Consider the following 15,749-nt stretch of genomic DNA (forward strand, 5'->3'; position numbering starts at 1 on the left):
CATGAACGGCAAACGCTATCCGGTCACGCCGGACGGAAGGTACTTCGTCGTCAGGGGGCGGCTCTGGAGATGCGCTAATCCCGATCTTCCTGAGCCCGAGCGCCAAGCGCTCGTTGCGTCCCTGATGCGCGCCCGGCGCCAGCTACGCGATGCCAGCGGCTCGATGCGCCTGGCTGCCAAAGCGGAAATCCAAAGAACCAAGATGGCACTGGGTGAACGGGGCCCGGTTTGGTGGGATGACGGGGCGCCCGACTACAACCGCTGCCTTGCCAAGAACACCCCTTATGCGCTTTGGTGGAAGCATCTCGACGGTCAGGGCGCCGGCGGCCCGCCGTCGCGCCGCTAGACGTGCAGCGCCATGTGACAAGTCATACAAAATTCGCGATCGATCAGATCAGGGAGAAATCATGGCGCCGCAAGTGGGCGACTTCGTCGACGACACGTCGGCGAACGGTCAGTTGGCGCCGGTGATCAGACTGCTAGATCGCACAGGAGCGCCTGCGCTTGCGGCGCTTCCCGGTGGAGCGGTGCTCGCTGCCAATGCCGCAGCCCGTCCAGATCACCGATTTCGGCCAAGGGATCGAGCGAGCGCACTTGGGCCGCGTCTTCGACAAGTTCTATCAGGTCGGATCCGGAGCGTCGCGCAAGAACGGCCAGGGCCTGGGCCTGACGCTCACTAAACACACTGTCCAAGAACATGGCGGCACCATTGCCGTGGATGGCGCGGGGCTAGGAATGGGCTGCGCCTTCACGGTTACGCTCGCGAGTGTGGCTTGATCTCCGCGCAGGGACTGCCTCTGGTTCACGCCATAGCATCGAGGGCGTCGAGCAGTCGCCGCACCTCGGGGCTGCTCACGGACGAAGGCGGCTTTTCGTCTTTCGGCTCGGGGGGAAGCGGCCACGCCCACAACACCTGCACGTAGGTCGTTCGCTGCTTCCGGTTCCAGAACTCCTCATGACCGCCGATCAGCACGCCACGATCCTCGATCCGCAGCACCCTCGCTGAGTACAGTTCAACGATGGGGGCAAGGCCTCCTGTTGCAGGCATCAACAGGCACACCTGTCTTCCGCGGCCATCGCGCCCCTGATAGGCGCTGTCGCGCAGGCGAAGCGCGCCCAACAAGGGCACTTGGGCGCGCAGTTCCGAAGCTGAGCGTCGCTGCCCTTGCTGCCGTAGAAGAAGTGCCTGAACCAACATGTGAATACTGTATGCATATACAGTATAGTCCAAGCATCAACCTCAAGGGGCTCTCATGCTGCTGGACTTGAACGACGCTTCAACGATCGTGGAATGGTGGGCTGTTTTCCCTCAGCGCCATGGGGAGCTGCTTGCCGACTGGGCCCACCGGCGACCTGAGCATCGACACGCCATCATGGAGGCTCGGCGGCGAATCAGCGCAGATCCGCTGAAGCGTCACTTGCTTGAGCGCAGCCGGGCTGAGCAGCAGCACAACGAGCCGGTGTCCGTTCCGCTCACCCAGGACGAAGTCGCAGCCGGTGAAGCTGGTGACGTCGCTCAAGGATGAAGGGCTCCCGCCTGCCCCCCGCAGAACTGCTCACTGCGACGTGGGCGCGGCACCAGTTCGAGTTCACGCTTCAAGTCGAGCTGGCTGAGCACGACCCTCTCATGGAGCCGCTGCTTGCGCGTCTCGATGAAGCATGTCTTGAGACCTTGGTAGGCGCGGGTGCGACGTGCTGCATCGAGCTCCAGTTCGTGGCGCCGGCGCGTACTGCTGAAGGCGCCTTGCGCAGCACCGCAGAGGCGGTTGGTCGGGCATTCCCCGGGGCGAGAATCGTCCGAATCGTTCCTGCTCCGGATACTCCATCGGCTTCAGACGCCGGCCCGGAAGTGAGACTCGCACGCTAGGAACGGGTCGCATGCGTTGATGCATCTCTTGCGCGCCTGAGAGGCGATGGAAGCAAGAGCTCTCGAATATTGATAGCCGAATCGCTTCGATCCAAAGGCGCAGACGCCTTCATATGCTCCGACGGCAGACCGCGGTGCCAAACGTCGATCGTGACGGCTTACGGTTCACGGGTGGTGCCCTGCGATGAGATCAGCCTGACCGATCTCTTGCCTATCGGCATTTCGAATGACAGCCGCGGCGGTCTCGTCGAGATCGTGGCGGCTGTTCAAGTGGATGACCTGGGAAAGATTGCCAGCATCGCAGCCGGCGAGTGGCGCAAGAACATTCCCTGCGTGAAGCCAGGCGAGTCGGGGCCTGCTTATGGGATTCGCGCGAAGGCTGATTGCACGTCCCACGTGTACGATCAGCTGCCGACCCTTGGAACGCTTGGACAAAGGCAGACCGCTGCCGCTCAGGCCTGCAACGCGCTCAGCGCGGAGATCGCGGAGCTATATGCGGTGGGCAATCATCAATGCAGTGGTTGACGCGGAATCGATGGACAGCTGCAGCTTTCGGAGCTGTAGCTGTAGTGGTGCTGACGTTACTTCTTCTGAAGGACAGCGATAGTGATCACCCTCGTGTACCGGTGCCCCCAGGTGGTCGGCCGTCCGCGCCCGTGACCGCAGACACATTTCACGGAGGTGCGGCATCCACCCCCGCGAGCACCTCACCGGTTCATCCCAACAGCTCCGGGTGGCCGATCGACCCGGACCTGGTTCGCCTCGATCAGATGCTTGAGGCCGCAGCCAAGTCCCCGGAGGATTACGACCGGTGGGTGGCGATGCGCATCGCGGCCACCTGCGCAGCGCTGCCCGAACAGGCCGTGTCGGAAGAGTCGGTGAACGTGAGTGTTGGCGGAACGCAAGAACGCAAGCGTGCCGTCGCGGAGGCTGCCCGGCAAGCCTATGGGCGCCTGCAGCGTTTCTGCGGAACGGGCGACTCGGCGCAGTACCTTGAGGACGTGAGGGACAAGCGACTGGCCCTGGGAACTATCGGGCCGAGCAGCCGAGCAACGACCTCCAGCAGCCCCTCTGACCGGCTGCAATGGATCCCAGTGGTGCTGGGATCACCACAGCGCTATGCAGCGTCCGCAGAGCTATGGATTGAGGAGGTGGCCTCAAGGTCGCTTCCGCCGCAATTGGCAGGCAATCCGGATGCGTCGGCGTTCATCGCCGAGACGCTCTCGGCCCGTTTGCTAGGTGGCACAGCCTCCAATTCGGTCACGGCACTTGGCCGCTGTGCATTGCAGCTGAGGTGCCCTGGCCTCAGCGGTCTCTCCGAGGCTCAGCTAGATGTCGCTGGCTCTGTTGTTGACCAGATTGAGAACGACGTCCGTCGCCAGCATTGGGATGCACTGTCCGCTCGCTGACCCGGCACACGGCAGTCGCCTGTTCCTCGCCCCGTGTGCCGGCTGGCCCGGCATGCCTCAAGGATGGGCTGGGCCGGATTCGTCCAGGTAGTCATATCGGCCACCGTCCACACGCAGGTGCGATACGTCCACGAGCAGGCCGATCTTGTAGACCGCAAGTTGTTGGGCCATCCTGGCGAAGCGAGATTTATAGCTGGAGTGTGGCCAGTACTCGCAGGAGACCCGGATCGCAAGCGGCTTGCCAAAGGCCGCACTGCATGCTGTTCAACCCAGTTGCCTTCGCGCTTGGATCGACATGCGCAGCGCTGATGCGAACCCGACACCTGCCGCTCCCCAGACGAGCGCCGCGACGATCTCGAATGTGTTGCGCAGTTCAGGATGCGTGACGGCGAGCACCGGAAGAAGAAGCGCTCGAACCAGGCAAAGCGCAGCCATCACGGTAAGCCCGGTTCTCAGCAGCGGTGGCCGCCAGACCCATCCCAGAGCCGAAGCCGCGTAGTACGCGCACATCCCCATGAGAGCGGCAATGGCCAGGCCGCTCACCGGCGCTAGCCAGGTCTCCGCACGGGCAGACGCGATGACGGCGGGCGGCGCGTTGAAGAACACGAACCAGGACTCGCCGGCGATGAGGGCGCCGGCATGAATTACCACCCCCGCAGCCGCAATCAGTATGGCCATCGTTGCCCAGATGCTGCTCAGATTCGTCTTGCCGTGTGGGGATGTCATGAGGATGTTGCCAGCTTGAGAGAGAACGAGTCTGCCCCTGGTCAATCTTCTGCTCGGGGGCCATCGAGCTCGTTGAAACCGGAGTCCGCGCCCGGTCGACGACCGCTGATTGCGGCCATGAGCCGCTTGGCAATGTAGTCGACGTCGTACGGTTTGGGCACGAACACGATGTCCGGGGCGCCTTCGACCCGCATGGGGTGGCCGCTTGCAAGAATCACGGGCAAGGTCGGCCTGAGAACGGCCAATGTGCGAGCAAGGTCCACCCCGCTGCGAGTGCCCGGCATCACGATGTCGGAAAGCACGACATCCACCGCCGATCCGCCTTGCAAGTGCTCCAGCGCAGCATCTGCAGTCGGCATCGTGACGACGGTGAAACCTCGCTGCGACAACGCGCTGGCTGTCACTTCACTCACCAGCGAATCGTCCTCGACGAGCAGCACCACGCCGCTAGCGGATTGGGCGGACGGTGCGGGCTCTGGCGGGGAGGCTCGGGGAGCATCAGGGGGCGCGGCCACCTCCGCCGTTTGGGGAAGCCAAATGTCCACCTGTGTGCCTTGACCTGGCGCGCTTTCAAGCATCACAGAGCCGCCTGCCTGCGTCGCAAACGAGTAGACCTGTGCCAGACCCAGCCCCGTCCCCTTGCCGACGGGCTTGGTGGTGAAGAACGGCTCAAAGACGCGAGAAAGCAGTTCCGGGCTCATCCCTTGTCCATCGTCCTTCACGGAGATGACCACGTAAGGTCCAGCCCTCAAGCCGGGCCGATCAATGTCAAGCCCCTGCATCCTGCCTTTGACGCAGATCGTGCCTCGTCCCGCGATCGCATCGCGAGAATTGAGAACGAGATTGAGCAGCGCCATCTCCAGGTGCACGGGATCGATCCTGACGCAGCCGATGCCTTCCTGCACTTGGAGCTGCAGATCGATGGCGCTGCCGGCCGCGCCGCGAAGCAACGGCGCGAGGTCCGCGAGTTCCTGCGCAACGTTCAGAACGACTTCGTGCCCGGCTTGCCGACGGCCAACAGAGAGCAGCTGACGCGTGAGCTGCGCGGCGCGTGCCGACGCCCGCTGGCAGGCGTCAAGCGCTGCATCAGCCCGCTTGTCGTGGCTCAGGCGCCGCGCCAGTTGAAGACCTGTGGTCATGGTCTGCAAAAGGTTGTTGAAGTCGTGGGCGATGCCTCCCGTGAGACGCCCAAGTGCCTCCAGCTTCTGGCTGCGCAGCACGGCTTCCTGCGCTGCGCGAGACGAGGACACGGCAGCGTCCACCTCGCGCTTCATGCGCTGATCCGCCTCTTGTCTCTCCTTGCTCGCTTTGGCCAGGGCGGCCTGCACCGTGTCGATTTCTGGCACCCCACTTGAGGACGGCGCCACGGTAATCCCTTCTCCAAGCTCGCGGGCATGCACGGTCAGTTGGCGCAAAGGCGTGAGCACGGACTGAGTGATGCGCCGCGCTACCCACAGCAGGAACAGTGCGAACGTGAACGACAACACGAGCGTGGATGCGAAGGCAGCCCATGCCCCTTGAGCCAGCCGAGAGCGGTATAGAGATACCAGGACCGACCAGTCGTTGCCCGGACTTTTTGTGAACACGCCGAACACGGGGCGACCGTCGAGATTGTTTGCCTCAACCACGCCGCGGCCGTTTGCCATGATGGCGCGCCGGGTGGGCTCGCTGATGCGCTGCCCCACCCGGCGCTCGCTGTCCTGCGTGCGGGCCGCCACCTGTCCCTGGCTGTCCAGCACGGTGCCCATCCAGCCCGCGGGCAAAGGCTGCTCTTTGAAGAGCGCCTGAAGCTGAGAGGCGCTGCTCACGAGCGCCAAGGACATCGCCTCACCGCGAACATCCACCGGCACCCGCACAGCGAAGATCGCGTTGCCCGTCGCGCTTCGATGCAGATCTGACACCGCAGATGTTTCGTTGGTGCGGAAGGGGTTCTGCTGCGGCAGTGTCGCGCCCCAGGCGACGGCGGTGTTCATGATCTGCCGTCCGGACGCATCGAACAGAACGATGGCGTCGCTCGGATCGCGCTTGACGTCCTTGGCCTCGCGCCAAAAGGCACCCAGCTCGCCAGTGCGAAGTGTCGGCGAGGCGGCCAGGCCTGTCAGCAAGGCAGCGCGCACCGCCATCTCCCGCTCGACCACGGCGGCCAGCGCCTGGGAGGTCTGGGTCGCGGCATGGACCGCAGCATCCTTCTCGGCGCGAAAGACGGCATAGCCGGAGAACACGCTCAGCAGCACACATGGCAAAGCCATCAGGGCGACAAGGCCCTTGAGCTTCGCGCTGATCGTTGAGAAGGGGCGATGCGGCTGCTCCTGCGGCAGACCGTTCACAGCTGAATCGTCCATCCGATGATTCTAGGAGCGCGCTCTATGGCACAGACTTGGCACTGACTGAGGTGCACTCGTGACCTGGAGATCGCGACATCACCACGCGGCTGCGCCCATCGATGCGGATAACAGCGAGCGAACGTCCTGCGTGCCGCCCTGAAGCGGTAGCGGCTGACGTGGAAGCTCGCGGCGGTGAGCGACGATTCCGTGCAGCTTTCATCGCTTGCGGCCACAACATGCCCGTGTCGGGCGATGCCCTACATGGCTTTGAGCGAGTGGCTCATGGAAACCGCAACGACCCACCCCCACACTCCGTTTCCCACAGGGAACTCACTTCATCATGAGGATCGTTGTCGTATCTGACCGTGCTTGTATGCGCCGAGCTCTCCTTGATCGACTTCGCGATGAACCGCTCATCGCCGTCGCTGGCCAAGCCGCAACGGCGAACGAGGCTGTTGTCACCGCCAGGCTATGCCGGGCCGGTGCGGTGGTGGTTGACGCTGGACTCTCAATCGAGAGCGCCGATTTCGTTCTAAGCCGCTTGGCTGAAAGAGGCTTCTGCGGCCAGGCGCTTGTGGTGGCTCGCGACTCCGATGAAGGACCCAGGGCCGCGGCGAAGCACCGCGCCGCGATATCTGCGGGATCTCGGAGTTGCAGGCGGTACTCGGTGGACCGAGAGTTGGAGCACCTTGTGGCCGATCTGCGCATGGTCGCCTTGGATTTGCGCCTACCCCAGGGTTTGGCGCACACCCCGATGGCTTCGAGAGCCGCCTAGACTAGCCGAGTGCGACCCGGGGACCGGGGCAACTCTTCATTCACGCATCAGTCGCTGCTTGCCGCGGCCGTGAGTGTGCCGTTGGCGGTCGCCACCTGGCTACCGGACTGGACGTTCACGTCGGTCTTGCGCGCTGGTCTCGACCCGCGCGCACTGAGTCACGATGCCGTCGAACTGGCCAGAAAGCGCGTTGGCGGCGCGCATCGTATTCGCCTACAACAACGGAGCGCTCGGCGAGCGTTTGCAGCGTCTCAAGTAGCACCCGTACGTCACGACACGAGGTGGTTGAACGCGCCGCCAGCGACCTGATCTCCGAGGCCACGATGGAGAGGCGGCGCTGCGCTCTTCCGGTTTGGTAGGCGTCGGCATGATCCGGCGCTAAAGCTTCGATGGTGGCGTTGATGCCCAGTATGGTGGGCACGCTGGAGAGGTCCGCCGTGGCCTACACCAGGCGCTGCGTCTCAAACGGCGCCGCTGCCGTCGCCAGGCCCCGTACCGGGGGCAATAGCAAAGCAAAAGAAAAGGCGCCGGACAAGCCAGCGCCTTGAATACTGTCGCCGCTCAGGGAGGAAAAGCGTGATGCAACAGCCGACTTAGTCTAGCTGCTGGCCGACCTGGCGACAACCTGCAACGCGCACCAAACCTTCACGAGGACACACGAGCCATGGGCGTTCACGCAGCGACGGTCAGGTCAGACCGAATCGGCCTGATTACGCGGTCGTCGGATCGCTGCTCCACCAGCTCCGCAACCTGATCGGGCTCTCCGCTCTGGCTGGTATATGCCGCGCGCAGTCCGTGGAACTGGATACGGCCTTTCCCGGCGCGCTTGGCCGCATACATGGCGGAGTCAGCATCGCGCATCACCTGAGAGGTAGGGCAAGACCCGCTCGCGATAGCCACGCCAATGCTCGCGCTGACGTGAACCAGCTGACCACCTGCAAGCTCGATGGGGCGCTCGATCTCGAAAAGGCATCGCTGCAGCACGGCGCGTGCGGACTCCGCAGTGCCGCTGGCCGGAAGCACCAGCGCGAACTCGTCGCCTCCAAGGCGTGCCACCACGTCGGTGCCGCGCAGCACCTCCTGAAGTCGCGAGGCGACTTGCTGGAGCACGTGGTCGCCCGACTCGTGGCCGTAGACGTCGTTCACGGGCTTGAAACCGTCAAGGTCCAGGTAGCACACCGCCACCGGGTTGCCGCTGCGTGCCGCGCCTGCTTGCGCGTCAGCGAGCTTCTCCTCCAGCAGGCGGCGGTTCGGCAGGCCTGTCAGGGAGTCACGGAACGCCATGCCGAAGGCGGCTTCCTCGCTGCGCTTGATCGCATCCACATCCACCATCAGCCACAGGCTCTCGTCCTCAGACACCTGCATGCCGCTCAAGTCCACCCACAGCGCGCTGCCGTCCTTCTTGCGCATCTGGATCTGCGTGCGATAACGGCCAAGCGTTTTGAGTGCGGCGTAGCCGTCGACCCCAATCCTGGCAAAGGCTTCTTCGTCCAGGTAGAGGTCCCGCATAGAGGCGCCTCGCAGCTCGCCGCTGGCGTAGCCGAAGATCTGAGCCAGGGCCGGGTTGGCCCACTGGATGACGCGGTCACGAAGGCGAACCATGCCCACCAGATCATTCTCAAGAAGCAGCTGCTGTTCTTTGGCCAATCTGTCGACGGCCAGGCGCCCCGCGCGCTCACCGGCCTGGCGTCGATACAGATGCACGGACACACCAGCGATCAGGCCGATGAGCAGCACGACGAAGCCCGCCATCTCGGCCACCTGACGGCGCCACGGCTCCAGGTACTCGCTCGTGCTCAAGCCGGCGAAGACGAGGAAGGGGTAGCCCTGCACGCGGTGGTAGGCGGTAATGCGATCCACCTTGTCCAGCGCGGTGGGGGTGATGTACCAGCCGCGCTCCTCGTCCTCGCTCAGGCTCTTGCGCAGCGCGTCCGACACGGTCACGCCGCCAAGTCCCTTTGACGAGCGAGGCTCGAAGGCGGAGTGACGAGCGACCAGGCGTAGGTTATGGTCGGTGCGCATCGAGATTGCGCCGGACGTGCCCAGCTCCATCGTGCTGAAGAGGTCTGCGAAGTGGTCCGAAGTCACCACGGCGAACACCACCCCGGCGAACTGACCGTCCGAACCGCGCAAGGCCCTGGCCACGCTGATGACCCAGTCACCCGAGAGCTTGCTGAGCAGAGGCTCTGAAACGATGGTGCCCTCGGTTGCCTTGGCTTGCAAAAAGTACTCGCGGTCGGCCACATTGCTGGCCGGCGTCCCCGGCTCATTGCCCAGCACCACCTGGCCCTGGGGGTCGGCCACCTTGAGCGCACGAACGTGCTTAAGCAGTTGGCGCTGTTTGCCCAGCATCTCGCTCAGGACTTGGGCTCGGACCGCTTGGCTGCGCTCGCGCGTGAAGCGATCGGACACCGTCTCCAGCGCGTTGTCGATGAGGCGAAGCTCCGCGCCAACTTCCGTGCTCATGCTGCCGGCCAAGTTCTGAGCGGTCAGCCGTGCGGCGCTCTCGTCGCCCTTCCTTGCGTTCTCCAGACTGACCCAAGCGCCGGAAAGCAACGCTGCGGCCACGAGCAAGTTGCCCACGACCAGCCAGCGCTTGAGCGTGCGCAGCGGGGGCATCGGTAGGGTGTTGCGGTGTGGCATGGTCAGCAGGGCAAGAGTGATGAGGAGATCTACTCAGCGTGACCGCAGTTGTACTGCCTCCCGGTCGAGCGTCCTATACGGCGTCAGCTAAATGCGCTGTGAGGAGATTGCCTACACAAGGATCAAGCGAGCCATTTGTCATGGGGCCGACGCAGGCCCAACTTCACGCCCCTGGGTCCAAGACTTGCCGAACTTGTATGGACACGAACCTTGAAACTTTGGAGTTGGGAAGTTCAAGATGCACGCTCGAATGCTGATCGTGGATTCGCTGTGGGACTCTGCTGTCGGGCTCGAACGCCTCGCCGATAGCTTTGGATGGGATGTCAGAACCGCAAACTCCGCCGGCGAAGCTCAGCGCGCGGCGGCAACCTTCCATCCGCAGCTTGTCATGATCTCCATGGCGTCCGTCGAGGAGCTTTGGCTCGCCTTGGCGCAGCGCCTTCGCGGCGACTTAGGAGGCGACGTGCAACTCGTTGCGCTGAGCACGGCGTGGCCGGCCAGCCTGGGAAATCTGAAGCCGTATCCGTTCGACGAGGTCCTGCAGAAGCCCCTGCATCTCAGCGACGTCCAGGCGTTGAGCGATCGGATGCGAAGACGCATGCCCGAGCTGGTCTTCAATCCGTAGCTGTCACTGCGTTCAGCGCGTGCGGAGGTTGGGGGGAAACGCTTTGACTATGCAGGGCGTTCGAGAGGCAGGGCACAGTGACGGCCGCGATCGCCGACAACTCGCGCGCTCGGCCCACCGCAAGCTCAGTTCGCGGAACGGACGGCGGACGCCGGCTGATCCTGAGGTTGACCGCAGCATAGGAACCCCTGTGCGGCTGCGGTCGACCCGATTCTGATCGTCCTCGTCCCTCCTGGCCGGTACATTCCCGGCGTTGGCGCTCGATAGAGTCTTCAGGGAGGCACGGCGCATGAGTCTGCAACAGATCTTCCAGGGCGACAGCGAGATGGCGCAGCGCATGCGGCATCTCGACTGGTCCAACAGTCCCTTGGACAACCCCGAGCTCTGGCCGCAAGCGCTGCGCGCGCCGCTGGACATCTGTATCGGCTCGAGTTTCCCCATCGCCATCTACTGGGGCCATGATCTCGCGCTGCTCTACAACGACGCTTGGAGCCCGATCCTCGGGGACAAGCACCCATGGGCGTTGGGCAGACCCGCGCGAGAGGTTTGGCCGGAGATCTGGGACACCATCGGACCTCAGTTCGAGCAGGTTCTCAGGAGCGGGGTTGCGACGCGCTCTCCCGATCAGTTGCTGCCCATGCGCCGACAGGGCTTCACCGAGGAATGCTGGTTCGACTACACCTTCAGCCCGATTCGAAACGCTGATGGCCGGGTCGGCGGAATTTTCAACGCCGTGGTCGAGACGACGTTCCGGCATATTGGCGAGCGCCGCACTCAGCTGCTCCGCGGCTTGGCCGAGGCCGTCTCCAACAGTCAGAGCGCAGGCGAAGCCTGCCGTAGGGCTTCGTCGGTGTTCGCCGGTGATCCGGAAGACGTTCCCTTCGCGTTGCTTTACCTGTGCGACGGCTCTTCGTTTCGCCTTGCAGGAAGCAGCGGCCTGCCACTCGGGTCGCCCTATGCGCCACAAAGCATTGATCCGGACAGCCCAGAGAGCGTCTGGCCGCTGGCTGCGGCCTTGCGTGAGAAGGCGGTTCACAAGCTGGGCAGCTTGGGCTGCCGCCTTGGCGGGCTGCCGCATGCGGGCGTTTGGCCCGAGCCATGCGAACTCGCAGTGTTGCTGCCTTTGACTGAAGGAGCGGTCCAGCAGGCAAGCGGTGTCATGGTGGCGGGAATCAGTCCACGTTTGAACTTCGACGGTGAATACGAGGCTTTCGTCGAGCGAGCGGCAAATGCCGTGAGCAATGCGATTACCGGCGCCCGAGCGTTGCAGCATGAACGGGACCGGGCGCAGGCGCTGGCGGAGCTCGATCGAGCGAAGACCTCCTTCTTCACCAATGTCAGCCATGAGCTACGTACGCCCTTGACCCTGATGCTCGGGCCGCTTGAAGACGCCGCGAGCGAGGAGGAGCTTTCTCTGGCGATGCGGGAGCGGCTGACGCTTGCGCACCGGAACAGCCTTCGCTTGCTCAAGCTGGTGAACTCGCTGCTGGACTTCGCGCGGATCGAAGCGGGGCGCATGCCGCTCAACCCTCAGCCCATCGACCTTGCCGCGTTCACGAGGGAACTGGCGGGCGTGTTCCAGTCCACCGTCCAACGCGCGGACCTAACGTTGAACATCGACTGTCCTGAACTTCCCTGGGCCGTGAGCGTGGACCGAGACGCCTGGGAGAAGATTGTCCTGAACCTGCTGAGCAATGCGTTCAAGTTCACGCTGCAGGGCGGTATATCGGTGAGTTTGGCGGACGTGGGTCAATCGGTCGAACTCTGCGTGGCAGATACCGGGATCGGCATCCCCGAGACCGAACTGCCGCACATCTTCGAGCGGTTCCATCGCGTGGAAGGCAGCGTTGGGAGAACGCACGAGGGGACGGGTATTGGCCTGGCGCTGGTCCAGGAGATGGTCAAGCTTCATGGGGGCTCCGTCAAAGTCCAGAGCAAATCTGGCCAGGGCACTCGCTTCATCGTTTCGCTGCCTGCAATCACGGACCCCGCGAGCCGGGCCCTTTCCGCGGCTGCGCCGGCGGCATCCCTACGCGCCGACGCGATCGTGCGCGAGGCCTCAAGCTGGCTCCAGGATACTGAGGAGGCTTCGCAGGCCAAGAGTCCGTCGGGCTTCGGCGACCTACCCCCCGCGGGTCGATTTGCCGCCACCCATCAGGCCAGGGTTCTCGTCGCCGACGACAACTCTGATATGCGTCAGTACCTGATCCGAATCCTGCGACCTTGGTGGCGGATTGAAACGGCTTCCGACGGTCACAAGGCGCTTGAGGCAGCGCAGCGGAACCGACCCGATCTGGTACTGACCGACGTCATGATGCCCGGACTTGACGGCTTCGGCCTGCTCGCAGCGATCAGGTCCGATCCGAGGCTCTCAGATGTCCCGGTGATCGTCTTGTCGGCCAGAGCTGGCGAGGAATCTCGGATTGAGGGGATGGAGCAAGGGGCGGACGACTATCTGGTCAAACCGTTCTCCGCGCGCGAGCTCCTTGCAAAGGTGGGCGCGCATCTCGAACTGGCACGCGTTCGGCGGGAAGCGGCGGCCGCGCTACAGCGCAGCCGTCAGCAGCTAGACCAGGTCGTCGATAGCATCCGAGACCAGTTCTTTGCCTTGGATCAGGAGTGGCGCTTCACGTTCGCCAATGATCGCGTCATCGCGATCACCGGCCGCTCTCGCGAGGATCTGCTGGGGCGAAGCATATGGGCGGTGTTCCCCCGCTTGGTGGGAACACTGTTCGAAGTCAAGCTACGTGAAGCGGCCCGTCGTGGGAATCCGTCGCGCTTCGTTTATGCCGATGCAGGTACTGATGACGAGCGGAAATTCTCCCACCACGTGTACCCGACCCCTGATGGCGGCGTCTCGGTACTTGTGGTGGACGTGACCGAAGCGATGCGCAGGGAGCTGAACGCATCGTTTCTTGCGTCAGTGAGCGATGTCCTGGCACGCAGCTTGGAACCCGCGGAACTGATGCAGCAGGTGGGCGAGAAGATCGGGCGGCACCTGCGTCTGTCAAGTTGCGCATTCAACGAGGTAGACGATGCACTGGGTGTGACAGCGGTGCCGTACGGCTGGTTCAGACCGGACGTACCATCGCTTGTCGGCGGCCTGTACCGCCACGTGGACTACGTCGACACGACCGTCATCGAATCCAATCGTCGAGGTGAGTCGGTGGTGGTCCGTGACACCCTCGCGGACGCGCGCACGCGGGCGGAACCCTTCGCCACCCTGAAGGTTCGTTCCTTCGTCACTGTGCCATTCCATCGCGACGGCCGCTGGCGGTTCACGTTAGCGGTGACAGATGACCAGGCACGCGACTGGCATGGCGATGAACTGGAGTTGATCCGGCAGTTGGCCGAGGTCGTGTTTCCCCGCCTGGAGCGCGCCAGGGCAGAGGTCTCGGCGCGTGAGGCGGAGGCTCGGCTACGTATGGCCGCGGAAGCTGCCCGACTTGGATTCTGGACGTGGGACTTGGCGAGTTCCCGCGTCCAAATCGATCCAATCTGCTGTGGATTGTTCGGGCTGCATGGCGCAGACAGCGTCGAGGCGGTGCGCCCGACCGAGGGAAACGGCATTCTGAGCTTTACTACCACTGAGCAGGTGGTGCTCGATCGGATCCATGCCGACGATCGGAAGAGGATCGCCCAGGCGCTTGAGGTTGCGATGGCCGGGGCGGCGCCATACGACGTTGAATTCCGTGTCGTCATGTCGGACGGTTCGGTCCGGTGGTTGGGCGGTATGGGAGACGTCCAGCGAGACCAATCCGGCAAGACGACAGGAATGGCCGGGGTGAATCTCGACATCACCTCTCGGCGAACGGCCGAGCTTGCGCTCAGGGCGAGCGAGGCGCGCTTCAGAACCATGGCCGACACGGCGCCCGCGATGCTGTGGGTGACCGACGCTGACGACCATTTGGAGTTCATCAGTCGCGGTTGGTTTGAGTACACGGGTCAATCGCAGGAAGAGGCATATCGCGACGGGATTGGATGGACGGTGCAAGTCCACCCCGATGACCGCGAAGCGGCAGCTCGCGCCTTCCTCGCGGCATCAAAACAGCGTCTGCCATTCGAGCTGCAATATCGTCTGCACAGGTCGGATGGCGTCTATCGCTGGGCGATCGACGCGGGAAGGCCGCGATCTGACGACCGCGGGCAGTGGCTGGGGTACATCGGATCAGTGATCGACATTCATGAGCAGAAGGTCGCGCTTGATGCGCTGCGCGAAGCCGACCACCGCAAGGACGAGTTCTTGGCAACGCTCGCCCACGAGTTGCGCAACCCCTTGGCACCGATTCGCAACGCACTGCGACTTCTGGACTTGGTCGAAGCACCGGCACAGTCGCAGCGCATAAGGGAAATGCTGCAGCGACAGGTCTCCCACATGGTCCGCCTTGTGGATGATCTGATGGAAGCCTCGCGCATCTCGCGCGGAAAGCTGGACCTGCAACTGGAGTCCGTCACGCTCAACGATGTCCTGCGCGACGCCGTGGAGACGAGCCGCCCGCTGATGGAGCGCTCCTCGCATACTTTGCGAGCTCGGATTCCTGACGAACCAGTGTGGGTTCGAGGCGATCCTGTACGGCTCGCTCAGATATTCGCCAATTTGCTCAACAACGCGGCCAAGTACACAGCTGATGGCGGCAACGTCGACCTGCTTGTCAGCCGCGCAGGGGGGCAGGCGGTGGTCACCGTTCGAGACAACGGCGCCGGCATTCCGCAGGAGCACTTGCCGCGCGTCTTCGACATGTTCGCTCAGCTGGACTCCACCGCTTCTCGCCAGCATGGGGGGTTGGGCATAGGCCTCGCACTCGCCAAGCGATTGGTAGAGATGCACGGGGGGCGAATCGAGGCAGCGAGCCCGGGGCTTGGCCAGGGCAGCTCGTTCACGGTCTACGTTCCATTGGATGTACCCGCGTCAAGCACTGCCGTCGCTCGCCAGCCCGTTGTCCAGCGCAGTCTTCCGAGAGTGCTTGTCGTTGACGACAACCGTGATGCGGCGGACAGCCTCGGAATGCTGTTGCGGTTTAACGGGGCCGACGTCCGGGTCGAGCACAGCGGTGAAGCTGCGCTTCAAGCCTGCGCCGATTGGCGACCGACCGTGGTTCTGTTGGACCTTGGCATGCCGGGCAAGGACGGCTTTGACGTCGCACGCGAACTGCGAGCCGATCCTCAAAATGCGCGCATGAGAATCGTGGCGCTAACCGGGTGGGGCCAGGAGCGCGATAGGCGGCACTCCGAGGAGGCAGGCTTCGACCATCATCTCGTCAAGCCCGTACACCTAGACACGTTGCAGGACCTGCTCGACTCCATGACCGATTCAGCTGTCAGTTGACACTGCGGGATGGAGCCTGCGGGGGCGCCATATGCAACCACTGCATGCGCCTGC

11 protein-coding genes are annotated in these 15,749 nt (G+C 63.7%); 7 read left to right on the forward strand and 4 right to left on the reverse strand.

Features of this window, described 5'->3' with window-relative positions; all coding sequences use genetic code 11:
- Position 1: 1 nt before the first annotated feature.
- Both ABDW59_RS15155 and ABDW59_RS15160 read left to right on the forward strand, forming a co-directional pair.
- Positions 2-346 carry a hypothetical protein gene (locus ABDW59_RS15155; RefSeq protein ID WP_343630670.1) on the forward strand — a complete coding sequence of 115 codons (345 nt, stop codon included), beginning with the start codon at positions 2-4 and terminating at the stop codon, positions 344-346.
- Positions 347-504: 158 nt separating this feature from the next.
- Complete coding sequence (locus ABDW59_RS15160) at positions 505-777, forward strand: ATP-binding protein (protein ID WP_343630671.1); 273 nt, start codon at positions 505-507, stop codon at positions 775-777.
- A 25-nt stretch (positions 778-802) separates the two neighbouring features.
- On the opposite strand, the gene ABDW59_RS15165 is transcribed toward ABDW59_RS15160, so the two are convergent.
- Positions 803-1,198: a hypothetical protein gene (locus ABDW59_RS15165; RefSeq protein ID WP_343630672.1), complete on the reverse strand. Its 396-nt coding sequence runs from the start codon at positions 1,196-1,198 to the stop codon at positions 803-805.
- 55 nt (positions 1,199-1,253) lie between these two features.
- Between ABDW59_RS15165 and ABDW59_RS15170 the strand changes: the two genes are divergently transcribed.
- The 3 genes from ABDW59_RS15170 (at position 1,254) to ABDW59_RS15180 (ending at position 3,276) form a co-directional block, all read left to right on the forward strand.
- A complete protein-coding gene (locus ABDW59_RS15170) occupies positions 1,254-1,526 on the forward strand; it encodes a hypothetical protein (protein ID WP_343630673.1) in 273 nt (90 codons plus the stop codon).
- A 491-nt stretch (positions 1,527-2,017) separates the two neighbouring features.
- Positions 2,018-2,392 (forward strand): hypothetical protein, encoded by a 375-nt coding sequence (locus tag ABDW59_RS15175; protein ID WP_343630674.1) that lies wholly within the window; start codon positions 2,018-2,020, stop codon positions 2,390-2,392.
- A 131-nt stretch (positions 2,393-2,523) separates the two neighbouring features.
- Positions 2,524-3,276, forward strand: a complete 753-nt coding sequence (locus tag ABDW59_RS15180) for a hypothetical protein (protein WP_343630675.1) — start codon at positions 2,524-2,526, stop codon at positions 3,274-3,276.
- Positions 3,277-3,540: 264 nt separating this feature from the next.
- On the opposite strand, the gene ABDW59_RS15185 is transcribed toward ABDW59_RS15180, so the two are convergent.
- The 3 genes from ABDW59_RS15185 to ABDW59_RS15195 all read right to left on the reverse strand — a co-directional run bounded on the left by ABDW59_RS15185 (position 3,541) and on the right by ABDW59_RS15195 (position 9,720).
- Complete coding sequence (locus ABDW59_RS15185) at positions 3,541-4,002, reverse strand: hypothetical protein (protein ID WP_343630676.1); 462 nt, start codon at positions 4,000-4,002, stop codon at positions 3,541-3,543.
- Between the two features lie 41 nt (positions 4,003-4,043).
- Positions 4,044-6,344 carry an ATP-binding protein gene (locus ABDW59_RS15190; protein ID WP_343630677.1) on the reverse strand — a complete coding sequence of 767 codons (2,301 nt, stop codon included), beginning with the start codon at positions 6,342-6,344 and terminating at the stop codon, positions 4,044-4,046.
- A gap of 1,429 nt (positions 6,345-7,773) precedes the next feature.
- The gene (locus ABDW59_RS15195; RefSeq protein ID WP_343630678.1) at positions 7,774-9,720 is read right to left on the reverse strand and encodes a diguanylate cyclase; all 1,947 of its coding nucleotides are present in this window, start codon (positions 9,718-9,720) and stop codon (positions 7,774-7,776) included.
- A 274-nt stretch (positions 9,721-9,994) separates the two neighbouring features.
- On the opposite strand from ABDW59_RS15195, the gene ABDW59_RS15200 reads away from it, so the two are divergent.
- Positions 9,995-10,369 (forward strand): hypothetical protein, encoded by a 375-nt coding sequence (locus tag ABDW59_RS15200; RefSeq protein ID WP_343630679.1) that lies wholly within the window; start codon positions 9,995-9,997, stop codon positions 10,367-10,369.
- A 289-nt stretch (positions 10,370-10,658) separates the two neighbouring features.
- Positions 10,659-15,695 carry an ATP-binding protein gene (locus tag ABDW59_RS15205; protein WP_343630680.1) on the forward strand — a complete coding sequence of 1,679 codons (5,037 nt, stop codon included), beginning with the start codon at positions 10,659-10,661 and terminating at the stop codon, positions 15,693-15,695.
- The last annotated feature ends 54 nt before the right edge of the window (positions 15,696-15,749 follow it).

The sequence above is a fragment of the Roseateles sp. genome, assembly GCF_039595295.1.
Taxonomy (GTDB): domain Bacteria; phylum Pseudomonadota; class Gammaproteobacteria; order Burkholderiales; family Burkholderiaceae_C; genus Roseateles.